At 63.7% G+C, this 15968-nt stretch carries 14 protein-coding genes and 1 pseudogene; 7 read left to right on the top strand and 8 right to left on the bottom strand.

From position 1 onward, the window contains the following. The first annotated feature begins 18 nt into the window (after nt 1–18). Complete coding sequence (locus tag C5J26_RS03200; protein ID WP_105400472.1) at nt 19–771, top strand: hypothetical protein; 753 nt, start codon at nt 19–21, stop codon at nt 769–771. Nucleotides 772–977: 206 nt separating this feature from the next. Continuing rightward, entirely contained in the window at nt 978–2012 is a 1035-nt protein-coding gene (locus C5J26_RS03195; RefSeq protein ID WP_105400471.1) for a MerR family transcriptional regulator, read from the top strand. 101 nt (nt 2013–2113) lie between these two features. On the opposite strand, the gene C5J26_RS03190 is transcribed toward C5J26_RS03195, so the two are convergent. Then, complete coding sequence (locus tag C5J26_RS03190; protein WP_245282843.1) at nt 2114–2704, bottom strand: ATP-dependent Clp protease proteolytic subunit; 591 nt, start codon at nt 2702–2704, stop codon at nt 2114–2116. 214 nt (nt 2705–2918) lie between these two features. Between C5J26_RS03190 and C5J26_RS03185 the strand changes: the two genes are divergently transcribed. Continuing rightward, on the top strand, nt 2919–3503 hold the full coding sequence (locus C5J26_RS03185) for a HupE/UreJ family protein (protein WP_105400470.1): 585 nt from the start codon (nt 2919–2921) through the stop codon (nt 3501–3503). A gap of 109 nt (nt 3504–3612) precedes the next feature. After that, on the top strand, nt 3613–4464 hold the full coding sequence (locus tag C5J26_RS03180) for a DUF2076 domain-containing protein (protein ID WP_105400925.1): 852 nt from the start codon (nt 3613–3615) through the stop codon (nt 4462–4464). Between the two features lie 97 nt (nt 4465–4561). Here C5J26_RS03180 and queF read toward each other — a convergent pair whose 3' ends face one another. The 3 genes from queF to C5J26_RS03165 are packed head-to-tail and all read right to left on the bottom strand — an operon-like array spanning nt 4562 to nt 7642. Continuing rightward, nucleotides 4562–5026, bottom strand: coding sequence for a preQ(1) synthase (queF, locus tag C5J26_RS03175; RefSeq protein WP_105400469.1), 465 nt, complete (start codon nt 5024–5026; stop codon nt 4562–4564). Further along, nucleotides 5023–6045 (bottom strand): cation diffusion facilitator family transporter, encoded by a 1023-nt coding sequence (locus C5J26_RS03170; protein ID WP_206051147.1) that lies wholly within the window; start codon nt 6043–6045, stop codon nt 5023–5025. Before C5J26_RS03170 ends, queF begins: the two co-directional genes overlap by 4 nt. Nucleotides 6046–6067: 22 nt before the next feature. Beyond that, on the bottom strand, nt 6068–7642 hold the full coding sequence (locus C5J26_RS03165; protein ID WP_105400468.1) for an MFS transporter: 1575 nt from the start codon (nt 7640–7642) through the stop codon (nt 6068–6070). A gap of 185 nt (nt 7643–7827) precedes the next feature. Between C5J26_RS03165 and C5J26_RS03160 the strand changes: the two genes are divergently transcribed. Continuing rightward, the gene (locus tag C5J26_RS03160) at nt 7828–8769 is read left to right on the top strand and encodes a LysR family transcriptional regulator (RefSeq protein WP_105400467.1); all 942 of its coding nucleotides are present in this window, start codon (nt 7828–7830) and stop codon (nt 8767–8769) included. Nucleotides 8770–8806: 37 nt separating this feature from the next. Here C5J26_RS03160 and C5J26_RS03155 read toward each other — a convergent pair whose 3' ends face one another. Together C5J26_RS03155 and C5J26_RS03150 are read right to left on the bottom strand one after the other, a co-directional pair. Then, nucleotides 8807–9310 (bottom strand): GNAT family N-acetyltransferase, encoded by a 504-nt coding sequence (locus C5J26_RS03155; protein ID WP_371681882.1) that lies wholly within the window; start codon nt 9308–9310, stop codon nt 8807–8809. Between the two features lies 1 nt (nt 9311). Then, nucleotides 9312–11501 (bottom strand): anthranilate synthase, encoded by a 2190-nt coding sequence (locus C5J26_RS03150; RefSeq protein ID WP_105400466.1) that lies wholly within the window; start codon nt 11499–11501, stop codon nt 9312–9314. 309 nt (nt 11502–11810) lie between these two features. Between C5J26_RS03150 and C5J26_RS03145 the strand changes: the two genes are divergently transcribed. Next, the gene (locus tag C5J26_RS03145) at nt 11811–13007 is read left to right on the top strand and encodes an extensin family protein (RefSeq protein WP_105400465.1); all 1197 of its coding nucleotides are present in this window, start codon (nt 11811–11813) and stop codon (nt 13005–13007) included. A 143-nt stretch (nt 13008–13150) separates the two neighbouring features. Continuing rightward, nucleotides 13151–13551, top strand: a pseudogene (locus C5J26_RS03140) (endonuclease domain-containing protein). 117 nt (nt 13552–13668) lie between these two features. Here C5J26_RS03140 and C5J26_RS03135 read toward each other — a convergent pair. Continuing rightward, entirely contained in the window at nt 13669–14046 is a 378-nt protein-coding gene (locus tag C5J26_RS03135) for a VOC family protein (RefSeq protein ID WP_105400464.1), read from the bottom strand. A gap of 215 nt (nt 14047–14261) precedes the next feature. Continuing rightward, on the bottom strand, nt 14262–15941 hold the full coding sequence (locus tag C5J26_RS03130; RefSeq protein ID WP_105400463.1) for a formate--tetrahydrofolate ligase: 1680 nt from the start codon (nt 15939–15941) through the stop codon (nt 14262–14264). Between the last annotated feature and the right edge of the window lie 27 nt (nt 15942–15968).

The following is a 15968-nucleotide window of genomic DNA, read 5'->3' as shown; positions in this document are numbered from 1 at the left end:
AGATGACACGGTAGAGCGATGAAAAACCTCAAAATTCGTGCCGAAGACATTGATGACGGTGCCACATCTACACCCTTGGATTTCCCCCATCTGCCTTCGCAGACCAGCCAACTTCGATGGCTCATATGGCCGTTGACGGTGGTCGCCCTCTGCACCGCTGGCAGTGCCTTGACGGCCGTTTTCGTACCAAGTGCCCGAGCCGTGCTTCTCGGGGAGGACGGCATCGTCGAAACGGGTGGCGCCGTGTGCCTGGCAAGCGTTGTGCTGTTGGCGGGAGCGGCTACTGTCGTATCTGGCCCACGCGCGGCTCTGTCGTTGGGCGGCCTGCTTGGGCTCGCTGAGTTGATGGATGAGACAAGCTTCGGCGCTCGCATCCTTGGATTTCAACCGCCAGCTCTCTACGGTGGAGGCGAACTGGATGGATTCCATGATTTGCTGATCTTGGCCTACCGGCTTATGGACGAGCTCAGCCCGGGTCTTGGCTGGGCGTTCATTGGACTCATTCTTGCCATTTCCCTCGGCACATTGGTCTTTGCGTTGAGAGTTGTATGGAACATGCGCATGGATGCCGGATGGCCATGGCTTTCGAACCACGTTCTGATTTTCCTTCACGTAGGACTGATCGGCATGGCGCAGGTCGTTGATGTAGCCACGACTTCCCGCACGCTCTCGGCGGTGGAGGAACTGCTGGAATTCAATGCCGCCATCTTCCTGTTATTCTACATCGCTCAGCAGGTCGTGGAGACCACCCGGCAATCGAGGTCGGCTTGATCGTACCGGTGTTCTCGTCGACTCAATTTCAAGAGAACCCTGAACCATCGCGCCTAAATGAACACGCCGAAGGAAAAGGCCGCCGATTAAACCTCTTTCCTTTGCGAACCGCCTCGGAAAAAGTCGGACCTCGCAAAACAGATGTTGACCCGGCCCCTGGGGCTGCCCCGATAGGAGGAGCGGTCAACAACCGGCGAGGTGATTCCTTGAGTTCTTCCGCACGCTACCTGAACCCGTCCGACGCCGCTGAACGGCTCGGCATATCCGCGAAGGCGCTGCGCCTTTATGAGCAGCGCGGCCTGATCATCCCGGTGCGCACCGCGGCCGGATGGCGGACCTACGGCCCTGTCGAAATGGCCCGCGCCGGCGAGATCGCTGCATTGCGAGCCCTTGGCCTCAGCCTCGCACAGGTGGCGCGGGTGCTGAAAGGCGAGGCGCAGGACCTTGCGCCCGCTCTTGCCGCCCATCAGGCGAGGCTCGAAACGGAAGCCCACCGGATCGCCGAGACGGTCGAAAGAGTCCGCAACCTGCGCGCGGACCTTGCCGCCGGCGAACCGCCGCGGATGCACGAGTTGACGCGCCTGACGCGTCCGGCGGCCGAGATCGTCGCAGCGTTCGACCTTCCCTGGCCCTGGGGCGGCGAACGCTTCGAGCTCAGGGACGTGAGGCCGCTCAACTACATCATCGGCCCGCTCGGCAGCGGCAAGACCCGGTTCTCCAAGGCGATCGCCGAACATCTTCCGGGCGCGGTCTTCGTGGATCTCGATCGCGCCGCCAACGATGCCGCCGACGCCCGGGCACGGATGGAAACCGATCCGGCGCTGAAGCTACGCGTCGAGCAATCGCTCGCCTGGCTTGTCGAGGAAGGCGCTACGGCAACGCCTGCCCTTACCGCCCTCCTCGTCGCCATTGAAGCCGACGCGGACGGCATCCCGGTCATCGACATGATCGAGCAGGGTCTGGATCAGACATCGCAGGAAGCAGTCTCCGTCTATCTGCGCAATCGCGGTCCCGGCGCCCGTCCGCTCTTCATCATGACCCGCTCCTCGGCTATCCTCGATCTCGGCGCCGTTGGACCGGACGAGGCGATCATCCTCTGCCCCGCCAACCACAGCCCGCCGAGCCGCGTCGCGCCTGTCCCGGGTGCACCCGGTTACGAGACCGTCGCCACCTGCCTTGCCGCTCCGGACGTCCGCGCCCGCACGGAAGGCGTCATCGCCTGGCGTCCGCAGGTCGCCTGAACCGCACGGGCCCATCCGCGGGTAACGCAAGCCTGCAAACAACAAAAAGCCCCGCCGGTGGCAACCGGCGGGGCTTTCTCAATTCAAATGGCGGAGAGCGATCAGATTTCGCTCTGCGACGTCACGATCCTCGAAACCAGGCCGTAGGTCTTGGCTTCTTCGGCCGACAGCCAATAATCGCGGTCGGTATCCTTGGCGATCTTCTCGACCGACTGGCCGGTTGCTTCCGCAAAGATCCTGTTCAGCCGCTCGTTCATCTTGATGATTTCGCGGGCCTGGATCTCGATGTCGGATGCCATGCCGCGGGTGCCGCCGGACGGTTGATGAAGCAGGAAGCGGGTGTTCGGCAAGCAGATGCGGCGCTCCTTCGGAACGGACACGTAGATCAGCGCGCCGGCCGATGCGACCCAGCCCGTACCGATCATCCAGACCTTCGGCTTGATGAACTTGATCATGTCATGGATCGAATCGCCCGATTCCACGTGGCCGCCGGGCGAGCTCACATAGACGCGGATGTCGTCGTCGCTGGCAGCGGCAAGCGCCACGAGCTGCGTGTTGACCTTCTGCGCCAGTTCCTGGGTAATCGTTCCATAGATGAAGATCGAACGCGACTTGAAAAGATTCGCTTCCGTTTCCTTGCCGAGCGGCAGTTCCTTGGTCTTGTCGTCCTTGTCGTCTTCGTCGTCGAGCACGCTGAGAGTCTCCTGCATCAGATTCATATACCGGACATAATGTGTTCGCCGCCGTAAAACAATGGAGCGTAGAGTCTAAGACGGCACCTTCCACGGACTAAGGTGAATGACGTAGTACCGAGCCTTCTGTCGCGGCAATTGCCGATGGACAGCCACAAGGCGCTTGCCTATCTTCGCAGTCATTCCGCATGCACATAATTTCCAGGGGACCCAAATGCTGAAACGCCTTTCGCTCGCCGCCGCCATTCTTGCCGCCGCCACCGCACCCGCCTTCGCGCATCTCGACCCGGCCGCGCACGGCTCGTTTCTCGCCGGGTTTTCCCATCCGCTGTTCGGCGCCGACCATATCCTGGTCATGGTCGCCGTCGGCCTGTGGGCGGCGCAGACTAGGAGCGGCAGCAGCCGCAACGCGTTGTGGATAATACCCCTGGCCTTCGTCGGCACCATGGCCGCCGGCTTCCTGCTCGTGCTCGGCGGCACCGGCCTCCCCTTCGTCGAACCGGCGATCCTCGCCTCGGTGATCGGCCTTGGCCTGCTCGTCGCAATGGCGGTGAAACTGCCGGTTTCGGCAGCAGCGGCCGTCGTCGGCGTCTTCGCCTTGTTCCACGGCCACGCCCATGGCGGCGAACTCGGCGCGGCAGGCGCGTTGCAGTTCGGCATCGGCTTCATGATCGCCACCGCGTTCCTGCATGCAGCCGGTATCGCGCTCGGCATCGGCATTGCCCGCTTCAGCCCTTACATCGCCCGTATCCTCGGCGCCGGAACCGCGCTTCTCGGCCTATCGCTGGCCTTCGCCTGAGCCCCCGGTCACTGGCCAAGATTACCGAAATGTAAGGGATTCCGGCTTTGAAATGCCGGAATCCCTGCCTACCTTCCTGGTGACGGCAAACGCCTGCAAGGAGGCAAACATGTCACCGGAAGAACGCCAGCTCCTGACTGCCCTTTTCGACCGCATCCGCACCGCCGCCGCCACGCCGCGCGACCGGGATGCCGAGACCTTGATAGACCAGGCAACCCGCGAACAGCCCTACGCCACCTACTATCTGGCCCAGGCCGTGATCGTGCAGGAAAAGGGCCTGGAAGCCGCGGCCAACCATATCAAGGAACTGGAAGACCGCGTCCGCCAGCTCGAAGCGGAGACGAGCGATCATCACCGCGCCGAACAGAGCGGCGGGTTTCTGAGTTCGATCTTCGGCACCGGTCAGGCGCAGCACCCCGCCCCGCAGCCCGGTCTTCGAACCGGTCCGGCTCCCCAGGCTGGCCCCCAGTCCGGCCCATGGGGTGCCGCCCCGCGCCAGAGCTACCGCACCGGCAGCGATTATGACGACGGTTATCGCGCGCCACCGCCTTCCGCCGCCCCCTGGAGCGGCCAGACATCCGTCCCGTCAGCCGGCGGCAGCTTCCTGCGCGGCGCGCTCGGCACCGCAGCCGGCGTCGCGGGCGGCATGCTGCTCGCCAATTCGCTGTCGGGTATTTTCGGCAGCCACATGAACTCGCTCGGCTGGGGCTCGCCGCTCGCCGGCAGCAACCCCTTCGGCAGCAGCAACGCCCCGGGCGAGGAAACCGTCATCAACAACAACTATTTCGGCGATGACGCGATCCGCCAGGCCTCGGATGACAAAAGCACCGCCGCCAACACCAATGACGCAGCCGACAATTCCGGCCTGCAGCAAGCCGATTACGGCAACGACGACTTCTCCGACGACCAGGCGGATTTCGACAACAGCGATTTGGGCAACGACGATTCGATGGACGTGTGAGCGGGGCGCGCTGCACCGCCCGGCGCTTCGCTTTGGCTCAGCGCGTTCGGCGCTCAAAACGCTCCACTGGAGCGTTTTGCCTGCAAGCCGTCGCGCCTCACCCACGTCCCCGATACGTCGCGACCCCCTGCTCCGGCAGCCACACGCCAGCCGGGGCCTCGCCCGTCTGCCAGAACACGTCGATCGGGATACCGCCGCGCGGATACCAGTAGGCGCCGATCCTCAGCCACTTCGGGGCGAGCAGATCGACGATCCGCTTGGCGATATAGATCGAGCAGTCCTCATGGAACGCGCCGTGGTTCCGGAAGGAATGCAGGAACAGCTTCAGCGACTTCGACTCCACCAGAAACCCGTCCGGAATATAGTCGATGACGATATGAGCGAAGTCCGGCTGGCCGGTCATCGGGCAGAGCGAGGTGAATTCCGGCGCTGTGAAGCGCACCACGTAATCGGTGCCCTGGTTGCCGTTCGGCACCTTTTCCAGCACCGCGGTTTCGGGGCTCTGCGGAGCCTCCACCTGGGATCCGAGCTGCGAGAGCCCGGTGACATCGGTCATCGTCATTTGCCTGTTCCTTCGAATTCGACCTTCTGTCCATGCGGATTTTCGCTTTCGGGCTCCACATGGATCGCCAACGTGGCGCCCGCAATAATCTCTTTGATCGCATCTTCCAAGCGGTCGCAGATCACATGCGCCTCTTCGACGCTCATGTCGGCCGGCACGACCAGATGAAAATCGATGAAGGCCGCAGCCCCCGCCCGGCGCGACTTGAGGTCATGGACGCCGAGCGCGCCGACCGAATGGGTGGCGATCGCCTCGCGCACCGCCGCCTCCTCGTCCGGCTCCAGCGCCCGGTCCATCAGACCGCCGATGGAATGGGCGATCACCTTGTAGCCCTGCCACAGAATGTTGATCGCCACCAGGATGGCGAGCACCGGGTCGAGGATCGCATATCCTGTTGCAATGGCTAGGATGAGGCCGACGAAGACCCCGGCCGAGGTGACCACGTCGGACATGATATGCTGGCCGTCGGCCGCCATCGCCGGCGAATAATGAGCGGTTCCGACCCGAATCAGGGTTGTTGCCCAGAATGCATTGATGACCGCCGCAAGCCCGTTGATCGCAAGGCCGAGCACCGGCGCATCCGGAAGTCTCGGCGCAAAAAGCCCGTCCCAGGCCTCGCTGATGATCAGGATCGCCGCGACGATGATCAGCCCGCCTTCGACCACCGCCGACATATACTCCGCCTTGTGATGGCCGAACTGGTGGTCGTGGTCGGCCGGCCGCTGCGCATAGCGGATGACGAAATAGGCGATGAAGGCGGCAACCACGTTGACGAAGGATTCCAGCCCGTCCGACAGCAGCGCGACGGAGCCCGTCACCCACCAGGCCAGCATCTTCAAGGACATGACGCCGAGCGACAGCGGCATGCCCCAGAAGGCCAGCCGCTCGACGATTTTGACTTCCCTCGGCACGATGTCTTCCTTTTTGCGCGTGCGAATGATTTGCAGGACCGGAGGTCCAAAACGGCGAAACCGCCGGAGCGAGATGGTCTCGCTCCGGCGGTTTCGAATAGTCTGCATATCGCTCAGATGAGCGGGTTTGTCAAAGGGCCGGCTGGCCCAATCGCGCCTTGTCGGATTGCGTCGCGGTGACCACTTCCTCCTCCTCCTCGAGTTCCTCCACCCCCTCGCTTCCCCGCCCGAGGAAGAGGAACACCACCACCGCCGTCAGCGCCGTGATCGCGGTCAGCAGCCACAGGAGCGACGAAAACCCGTCGCCATACCCCTGCAGCAAGGCCGCCTGGCCGATCGACGGCAGAAGCTCCGCCGCATCCTGGAGGTCGCCGGTCACCAACCGCTGCGCGATCGCGCCCGCCTGGTCGCCGGTATCGCTGCCGAGGTTCGCGCTGGTGAGCGCCGAAAGCACCGCCGTCACCACCGCAAGCGCAACACCTTCGCCGGCCACGCGCGTGGTGCTGAAGATGCCGGTCGCCATGCCGGCTCTTTCCTTCGGTACGACGCTGACGGCAAGACCGTCCATCAGGCCCCAGGGCAGGCTGATGCCGACCCCGATCGTTAGGAGCGGCGCAATCAGCAGTATCGGCTCCGACCCGACCGGGAACCGGCTGAGCCAGAACAGGCCAGCCGCCGAGATCGCCAGGCCGGCGCCGCAGATCGTCGCCGGCGCGAACCAGCGCGTCAGCAGCCCGGCGGCGATCGGCAGGATGAGGAGCGGCCCGGAGAGCGCGATCATCATCCGCCCGCCGGCAATCTCGTCCATGCCCTCGATGCCGATGAACCGCACCGGCAGGAGGATGAGCAGCACCACGAAGGCATAGGCCGGCGCCGCCGCCAGCAATTGCACGCCGACGAAACGCGGATAACGGAACAGCGTGAGGTCAAGCATCGGCCGCGCCACAGTCCGCTCGATCAGGCCGAAGGCGAGGAAAAGCAGGACTGCCGCCAGCAGCATGATGATGACGAGCGGGTCGCCCCAGCCGCTTTCCGGCGCCTGCAGCACGCCGAAGGTCAGAGCGGTCAGCGCCGCCGTGAAGCTGAGCGCCCCCTTCCAATCGAGGCCGGAGGCGTCCGGATCGCGTGATTCCTGCATGAAGGTCGCGCCGAGGATGGAGGCGATCACCGCAAGGGCGACCACCAATGCGAAAATCGCCGGCCAGCCGAACATGGCGATCATCCAGCCTGAGGCGATCGGCCCGAAGGCGAGCCCGATGCCGAAGCTGGCGCCGACGATGCTGAATGCCCTGAGGCGCGCCGCGCCGTCGAATTCCTGAGCGAGCGACGCCATGCCGCCGGAAAAGGCGGCTGCCGCGCCGATGCCCTGCAGCGCCCGCAGCACATCGAACCAGACGATATCGCCCGCGAAGGCAAGACCTGTCGAGAACAGCGCGAAAATGCCGAGGCCGCTCAGGAAAATCCGCTTGCGCCCAAAACTGTCGGCGAGCGCGCCGGCAGCCATCAGCGTGCTGCCGAAGGAAAGCATGAAGGCATTGGTGGCCCAGTTGAGGGCGATCGGGCTGCCGCCGAGCGCCCGGCTGATGGCGGGAAGGCCGACGGCCGTGCCGGTAAAGGTCAGCGGCATGGCAACCGCCGCGCAGCAGACTGCGATCAGAACGAACAGCCGTCCGGCTGCCGTTACAGCATGTGTGTTGTCTCTCATATCCGAGATTCCGCTGTGTTGGAGCAATGGGGAAGGCGGGCGGCCCTTGGGAGAAGCCACCGCCTTGAACCCACCCGGCCGGAGGGCTTTATGTCACCAACACAAGATAAATCCGATGCAATGCTTGGAAAATCCTCGGTCCGTTCCTTATATGGCGGAAGAAAACGCTCGAATGGGAGACGCTATTGGATCGTCTGGGTGGACTGACGGCCTTCGTGCGCACCGCCGATCTCGGCAGTTTCGTCGCTGCCGGCCGGGTGCTCGGCCTGTCGGCGTCGGCGGTCGGCAAGGCCGTCACCAATCTCGAAAAGGAACTCGGCGTCCGGCTTTTCCAGCGCTCGACCCGCAGCCTGCGGCTGACGGAAGAAGGACGGCTTTTCCATGAACGGTGCCGCCGCGTGCTCGACGACCTGAACGATGCCGAAGCTTCGCTGGCGAGTGCGGTCGCCGTGCCGCGCGGAAAGCTCCGCGTCAGCGCGCCGATCGTCACCTATCATCTTCTGCTGCCGGTGCTGCCGGAATTCGTCGAGCGTTATCCTGAGATCGAACTTGATCTCGATTTCAACGACCGGATCGTCGACCTGATCGACGAGGAGGTGGACGTGGCGATCCGCAGCGGCAACCTGCCGGATTCGCGGCTGATGTCGCGGACGCTCAGGCCGTTCCGGATGCTCCTCTGTGCCGCCCCGACCTATCTCGACCGCCACGGCATCCCGCAATGCCCGCGAGAACTCGACGGCCATCTGGCGATCCTCTTTCGTTATCCGAACAGCCGCAAGCTGCAGGACTGGCCGATCACCCTGCCGCCCGAAGGCGCCGAGCCGCACCTGCGCACGGCGCTCACCTGCAACAACATGGAGGCGCTGCGCAGCACCGTCATCGCCGGCCTCGGCATCGGCTGCATGCCGGATTTCCTGGCAAGGGAACCGGTCGCGGACGGCCGGTTGCGGACCATCCTCGACGAACACCTCGACGCCCCCGGCCAGTTCCACCTCCTCTGGCCCTCCAGCCGCCATCTGTCGCCGAAAGTCCGGGTGCTGGTCGATTTTTTGAGCGAGAAGCTGTTTGCGGAAACGTGCGAAAGGTTGCCGGCGGCGGCTTCGCTGTTGGCGGGTGCCGCTGAATAGTGGCTGACAGATCGCTCCGCCGGTCTTTGGGCCAACTCTACCCTATGATCACCGCCATACTGATACTGTCGACAAACCGCCCGTCGATCCTCACCGCATCCCGCGCCACGCCCTCGCGCACGAAACCGACCTTTTCATAAAGCGCGATGGCGCGCGGGTTGTCGGCATGGACATGCAGTTCGATGCGGTGGAAGCCGCGGTCTCGGGCCTGCCCGATTGCAGCGCGGATCAGCCGAGTGCCGAGGCCTTTTTCGCGATAACCGGGGATGATGCCCATGCCGAGCGTGCCGCAATGGGCGGCGGTCGGGCGGGGATGCCGGCGGATGTCGCACCAGCCGACTACTTCTCCATCGACGACGGCGACGACCTGCGGATGGCCGTTGTCGATATTGTCGCGCACGAAGGACCGCACGCTTTCAAGCGGCGGCGCCTCCAGGAAGCTCAAATATTTCCGCTCGCGCGAGACCATGTCGAGCGCCTTGTGAAAGCTCTCGATATGCTCTTCGCGGATGGATTCGATCGGGATGGTCTCGGGCAACACCTTACGCCGCCTTGGTCTTTGCCCGCCGCGACAGGTGCGCCACGACGTTCTCGATCATCCGCATGCCGGCATCGCCGCCGAGTGTCATGATCGATTCCGGGTGGAACTGCACGGCCGCCACCGGTTCCTTGACGTGCTCGATGCCCATGATCGTGCCGTCTTCGCTTTCGGCGGTGATCATGAAATCGGGGTGCAGCGTCTTCGGATCGGCAAAGATCGAGTGATAGCGTCCGACGGTGACTTCCCTGGCGAGCCCGGAGAAGACGATGCCCGGTTCCAGCACCCGGATGCGCGACGGCTTGCCGTGCATCGGCACCGCCAGGTGCCTCAGCTCCCCGCCATAAGCCTCCGCGAGCGCCTGCAGGCCGAGGCAGACGCCGAAGATCGGCAGGCCTTTCGAGCGCGCCAATTTGATGGTCGCCTTGCAATCGAAATCCTTCGGATTGCCAGGCCCGGGCGAAAGCACGACCAGGTCCGGATCGAAGCGGTCGAACACCTCTTCCGGCACCGGCGTACGCACGGTCGAAACCGTAGCCCCCGTCTGGCGGAAGTAGTTGGCGAGCGTATGGACAAAACTGTCCTCGTGGTCGACGAGCAGGATCTTGACCCCCTGCCCCACCCGCGCCACGTCGCGGCCGGCCTTCGCCGCATTGCCGGCCTTTGCATCACGGATCGCTGTCAGCATGGCGGAGGCCTTCAGTTCGGTTTCGGCTTCTTCCTCGTTCGGATCGCTGTCGTTGAGCAGCGTCGCGCCGGCGCGCACTTCGGCAATGCCGTCCTTGATGCGGATCGTGCGCAGCGTAAGCCCGGTATTCATGTCGCCGTTGAAACCGACCATGCCGATCGCCCCGCCATACCAGGCGCGCGGGCTCTTTTCATGGTTCTCGATAAACCGCATCGCCCACAGTTTTGGCGCACCGGTGACGGTGACGGCCCAGGCGTGGCTGAGAAAACCGTCGAACGCGTCCATGTCGGGCCTGAGGCGCCCTTCGATATGGTCGACGGTATGGATGAGCCGCGAATACATCTCGATCTGCCGGCGGCCGATCACCTTGACCGACCCCGGCTCGCAGACGCGGGATTTGTCGTTGCGGTCGACATCCGAGCACATGGTGAGCTCGGACTCGTCCTTCTTGGAGTTCAGGAGCTTCAAGATCTGTTCGCTGTCGGCGATCGGGTCTTCGCCGCGCTTGATCGTGCCCGAAATCGGGCAGGTCTCGATGCGCCGGCCCGACACCCGCACGAACATTTCCGGCGAGGCGCCGACCAGATATTCCTGAAGGCCGAGATTGATGAAGAAGGAATAGGGCGACGGATTGATCGCCTTCAGCCGGTTGGAAATTTCCGAAGGCTTCGAGTCGCAGCGCTCCATGAACTTCTGCCCCGGCACCACTTCGAACAGATCGCCGCGGCGGAAACTTTCCTTCGCCTTGGTGACGAGCGCCGCATATTCGCCCGGCCGATGGTCGCCTTTCGGCGGTATCGTGTCATTGCGCTGGAACGGATCGGGCGCGATCTCCTGGTCCTTGCCTTCCGTCGTCACGCCATCCTTGGAAAAGTCGTAGCGGTCGATCCAGGCCTTGGCTGCATGATGGTCGACGACGAGGATCTCGTCCGGCAGAAACAGGACCATGTCGCGCTGGTCTTCCGGCCGCTGCATCGAAAGCTTGATCGCATCGAACTGGAAGGCGATGTCGTAACCGAAGGCACCGAACAGGCCGATCGCCGAATCCGCTTCCGAATGGAACAGGTCGACGATTGCCCGCAGCACGGAAAACACCGTCGGCATCTTCGAGCGCTCTTCCTCGGTGAACACGCGCGTCGGCTCGTTGACAGTAAGGTCGAGGCGCCGGTCCGTCCGCTCCCCGAGCGTCAGCTCGGTTACCGTCTTCAGCTTGTCCGCGACGAAACCGAGCAGCACCTCGCCGCGACCGTTGAAGGCTTCGATCCACACCCTGCGGCCATTCGAGGAGATCCCGAGCGGCGGATCGGCGATCGCCGTATCCCAGCGGGTATAGCGGCCCGGATATTCATAGTTGGAGGAAAACACCGCGCCGCGCCGTTCGTCGAGCCTGTCGACATAGGAGGAGATCGCATCCGCATAAGGCGCTGCGCGCCGCTGGCGGCTCACCGCAATCCCACCCCTCGTCTCGTAGACTTCCGAACCGTCATCCCGAATGATCGTTACCATTGTCCTGCCTCTCCAATGTCTTTGCCCGGGTGCCTGCGGCGGATAACAAAAAAGCCGCCTCGGGTTCCGGGCGGCTTGTGGTCTTGTCGATGGACATGACTGGTCAAGGCCGCGTTGAGCGTGCCGGCCACCAGTTAGCGATGTTCATCGAATTCATCATGGGCCGAATTGTTAGCTTGGGTTTTCGAGCCGCGCAAGCGAATTTCCATGACCAGGAAACGGAATTCTGGCCTCCGATGCGACCAAAACCGGCGATCGGCGTTTATAGTCCCTCAAGGACCGAAGAAACGCATCCGAGAAGGATACGGCATGCAGCATTCGTGGATCGCAATTCTGGCAGGCCTGCCCCTGATCATCGGGGCGGGTGTGCCACCCGAAAGACCGATACCGCAGGCGCAGCATTTCGGTGCTCCGGCGGGCGTCGTGGAGGTGAATTTCCTGACCCGCATTCTGCAGGACGGCGGATCGCGTGACCGCGCACCTCGCCGCCGTGCGCCCTCGCGACAGCAGGGGCGCGGCGCGATACCCCAACCGCCCGCACTGGCAGACGTTCCCCTGCCGATCCCGAAGCCCGGGGCAGAAGTGGGGAAGACGACCGAGGCACCTCAGCCGGCGGAGCGCCCGGCCGACAAGCCGGTCGCCCCCGAAGCCCAGCCGCCCGTGGCACAGAACCGGCCGAGCGAAAATCCGCAAGGCCTCCCCCCAACTCCGCCTGTCGTCGAGCAGCCCGGAACCGCCACCGAACCGGCACATGAGGCGGAAGTTCCAACGCCGCTGCCGAAACCGGGTACCGCAGCTGCCGACGCGCAGACGGCCGACAAACCAAACCAGGCGGCTACCCCCGGAGCGGATGCATCGAAGCCTGAGGAAACCAGGGAAGACGGCAAGCAATCGGACGAGCAGAAGGCCGAAGCTCCTCCACCGCCACCACCGCCTCCGCTTGTCAAGGAAGAGCCCGAAGAGCTGAAGGCCTGCCTTGCCGAACTCTCCTCGCTCGGCGCGAAATTCGAACCGACCGATCCGATCGATGAGGGCAATGGCTGCGGCATCGAAAGCCCGATCGACGTCGCCGCAGTCCTGCCGGGGATCGAGGTCGGCGGCGCGACGATGCGCTGCAAGACGGCAGTCAGCCTGGCGCATTGGCTGAAGGACACGGTTCAGCCGGCGCTCAACATCGCCATGCCGGGCCGCAGGATCACCGGGCTGGTGCCCGGCTCCACCTACGCCTGCCGCCTGCGCAACAGCGCCTCGACGGGCAAGATTTCCGAACACGCCCGCGGCAACGCCTTCGACGTCGCCGCGTTCAAGCTCGACAACGGCGAGAAGTTGGAGATGAAGCCGAGGACCGAGGACTCGACCATGGAAGGCGCCTTCCAGCGCACCGCCACTGCCGGCGCCTGCCTCCACTTCACCACCGTCCTGTCACCGGGCAGCGACGCCGCCCACCAGAATCATCTGCATCTCGACGTACTGGAGCGGAAGGACGGGTATCGGTATTGCCGGTAGGCGGCATGCCGCCCGCCGCAACTCACGCATAGCGAGCATCCCGGCCACGCAGACATTGAGATTGAGACGACGGCGCGGCATATTTCCTTCTCCCCGTTTCAACGGGGAGAAGGTGCCGGCAGACGGATGAGGGGCAACTTGCGATGCGGGGACCAAAAACAAACACGACTACTCGTGCCCGCTCGTTGCGCCGTTCCGACAATGTTTCGGAGGCAAAGCTTTGGGAAGAGTTGCGCGCCGGCGACTGAACGGATTCAAGTTCGTCCGGCAGCTTCCGATCGGTCGCTACTTTGCGGATTTTGCTTGCCGGGACCGAAAGCTTGTCATCGAGATAGACGGAAGCCAACACGCCAATAGCGACTACGACAGGCAGCGGGATAGCTTCATGAATGCCGACGGATGGTCGGTCGCCCGGTTCTGGAATGTGGCGGTGCTGACTGAAATGGAATCTGTGTTGGAGACCATTGTCGCGATTCTGGAGGGCAGATTGAATGAACCTGAGGATGCGCCGGATCTGAAATTCATGCCGGCAGCCGAGGGATAGGGGCCCCTCATCCGCCTGCCGGCACCTTCTCCCCGCAAGCGGGGAGAAGGGCATATGCGGCACCGCCGCCGTTCCTCGCGACACCACCCTGATGCGGCCGAGGAACAAGCGAAACCTCTACCCCCGCCACCCTACCTCGATCATCACCCGGCCGGGTGCCAGGCAATAGAAGAGATAACCACCGCGCATCTCGCGTGGCTCCCCAACCAGCTCGGCATCGCCCGCCTTGAGTTCCCGATAAAGCCTGTCGACCTCGGTTCTCTCCGGTTGGATGAAGCCGAGATGATAGGTGACGACCCCGAGCGCCTGCTGCTCGGCCCCGCCGAATTTTTCGACCGGGTGGCTGACGACGATTTCGAGGCCGGCATCGTCGTTGAGGATGGCAAGGCCGTTCCCACCGCGCGTCTCACGCAGAGTCAGGCCGAAATGCCGGACGAGGAAGGCAGTGGTTGCCGCAACGTCGGGCACGTGGATATCGATATGGTTCATACGCATCGTTTTCTCGCAAGGTTACCCCGGCGGAACGCGACGCTAAAAAGCCACGAGAATCCGCCGAGAGCGGCACGGGATGTGCCGTTTCTCGTCGCGGGTTCTCAACGGTGGACCGAAGGATCAGAGCTTCCTTGCGGAAGGGGCCGTGCTTACCATATCCGGCCCTGCCTTTTTCGACGGATGAGCTTTAACACAAGGCGGTTCGGGCGCTCAAGCCCTCAGAACAGCCCCTCCACGAAGCCATCTTCGTTCAGAAAGATGCGTTCCGCAGACGGCACGCGCGGCAGGCCAGGCATGGTCATGATCTCGCCGGTGATCGCGACGACGAAACCGGCGCCGGCGGAAAGCCGCACTTCGCGCACATGCACGATATGGCCCTCCGGCGCGCCACGCTGGGCGGGATCCGTCGAGAAGGAATATTGCGTCTTGGCGATGCAGATCGGCAGGTCGCCGTAACCCTGCTCCTCCCAGGCCTTCAGCTGGTCGCGCACGCCTCGGTCGGTGGTGACTTCGCCGGCGTGATAGATCTTCGAGGCGATGATCTCGATCTTTTCGAGGAGCGGCAGGTGATCGGGATAAAGCGGCTGGAATTTTGCCTGGCCGCCCTCGGCAAGCTCGACCACCTTGAGGGCAAGCTCCTCGATGCCGGCGGACCCTTCCGCCCAATGCCGGCAGACGATGCCGTCCGCACCGTGCCGCGCCGCGTAGTCCTTGACGGCGGCGATCTCATCCTCCGTATCCGAAGTGAAATGATTGATGGCGACGACCACCGGCACGCCGAATTTCCGCACATTGGCGATATGGCGGCCGAGATTGGCAGCACCCCGCTTCAGCGCCTCGACATTTTCCTGGCCCAGATCCTCTTTTCTCACCCCGCCGTTCATCTTCAATGCCCGCACGGTGGCGACGATGACGGCCGCATCCGGCTTCAGCCCCGCCTTTCGGCACTTGATGTCGAAGAACTTTTCGGCGCCGAGATCGGCCCCGAAACCCGCTTCCGTCACCACGTAGTCGCCGAGCTTCAGCGCCGTGCGCGTGGCGATCACTGAATTGCAGCCATGGGCGATATTGGCGAACGGCCCGCCATGCACGAAGGCGGGATTGTTTTCGAGCGTCTGCACCAGGTTCGGCTGCATCGCGTCTTTCAGCAGCACCGTCATCGCCTTGTCGGCCTTGAGGTCGCGGGCAAACACCGGCGAACGGTCGAACCGGTAACCGATGACGATGTCGCCGAGCCGCCTTTCGAGGTCCTTGAGGTCGGCCGCCAGGCACAGGATCGCCATCACTTCCGAGGCGACGGTGATATCGAAGCCGCTCTCGCGTGGAAAACCGTTGGCGACGCCGCCGAGCGAGACGACCGTCTGGCGCAGCGCCCGGTCGTTCATGTCCATCACCCGCCGCCAGCTGATCCGCCGGGTATCCATGTTCTCGGCATTGCCCCAGTAGATATGGTTGTCGATCATCGTCGACAGCAGGTTGTGGGCGGACGTGATGGCATGGAAATCGCCGGTGAAATGCAGGTTGATGTCTTCCATCGGAATGACCTGCGCATACCCGCCGCCGGCCGCTCCACCCTTGACCCCGAAACACGGCCCGAGCGACGGCTCGCGCACGCAGATGACGGCTCGTTTGCCGATCCGGTTCAGCCCGTCGCCGAGGCCCACAGTAGTGGTCGTCTTCCCCTCGCCCGCCGGCGTCGGGTTGATGGCGGTGACGAGGATCAGCTTGCCGTCCTTCTTTCCCGAAAGCGACGCGATGAATTCCGCCCCGACCTTCGCCTTGTCGTGGCCATAGGGAGCAAGCGCCTCGACGGGAATCCCGAGCTTCGCGCCGATCTCCGTGATCGGCTTCTTTTTCGCGGCGCGTGCGATTTCGATGTCGGATCTGACCTCTGCCATAGCTTCGCTCCCCCAAGTGCTTTCGGA

Source organism: Neorhizobium sp. T7_12, assembly GCF_002968535.1.
GTDB classification, from domain to species: domain Bacteria; phylum Pseudomonadota; class Alphaproteobacteria; order Rhizobiales; family Rhizobiaceae; genus Neorhizobium; species Neorhizobium tomejilense.
This window is presented reverse-complemented; position numbering and strand designations above follow the sequence as displayed.

Bases quoted from the DNA above. Each gene is read 5' to 3' on its own strand.
- C5J26_RS03130 (WP_105400463.1), bottom strand. From the start codon at position 15,941: ATGGCAGAGGTCAGATCCGACATCGAAATCGCACGCGCCGCGAAAAAG.
- C5J26_RS03185 (WP_105400470.1), top strand. From the start codon at position 2,919: ATGCTGAAACGCCTTTCGCTCGCCGCCGCCATTCTTGCCGCCGCCACC.
- C5J26_RS03165 (WP_105400468.1), bottom strand. From the start codon at position 7,642: ATGAGAGACAACACACATGCTGTAACGGCAGCCGGACGGCTGTTCGTT.
- C5J26_RS03180 (WP_105400925.1), top strand. From the start codon at position 3,613: ATGTCACCGGAAGAACGCCAGCTCCTGACTGCCCTTTTCGACCGCATC.
- C5J26_RS03145 (WP_105400465.1), top strand. From the start codon at position 11,811: ATGCAGCATTCGTGGATCGCAATTCTGGCAGGCCTGCCCCTGATCATC.
- C5J26_RS03150 (WP_105400466.1), bottom strand. From the start codon at position 11,501: ATGGTAACGATCATTCGGGATGACGGTTCGGAAGTCTACGAGACGAGG.
- C5J26_RS03200 (WP_105400472.1), top strand. From the start codon at position 19: ATGAAAAACCTCAAAATTCGTGCCGAAGACATTGATGACGGTGCCACA.
- queF (WP_105400469.1), bottom strand. From the start codon at position 5,026: ATGACGATGACCGATGTCACCGGGCTCTCGCAGCTCGGATCCCAGGTG.
- C5J26_RS03135 (WP_105400464.1), bottom strand. From the start codon at position 14,046: ATGCGTATGAACCATATCGATATCCACGTGCCCGACGTTGCGGCAACC.
- C5J26_RS03170 (WP_206051147.1), bottom strand. From the start codon at position 6,045: ATGCAGACTATTCGAAACCGCCGGAGCGAGACCATCTCGCTCCGGCGG.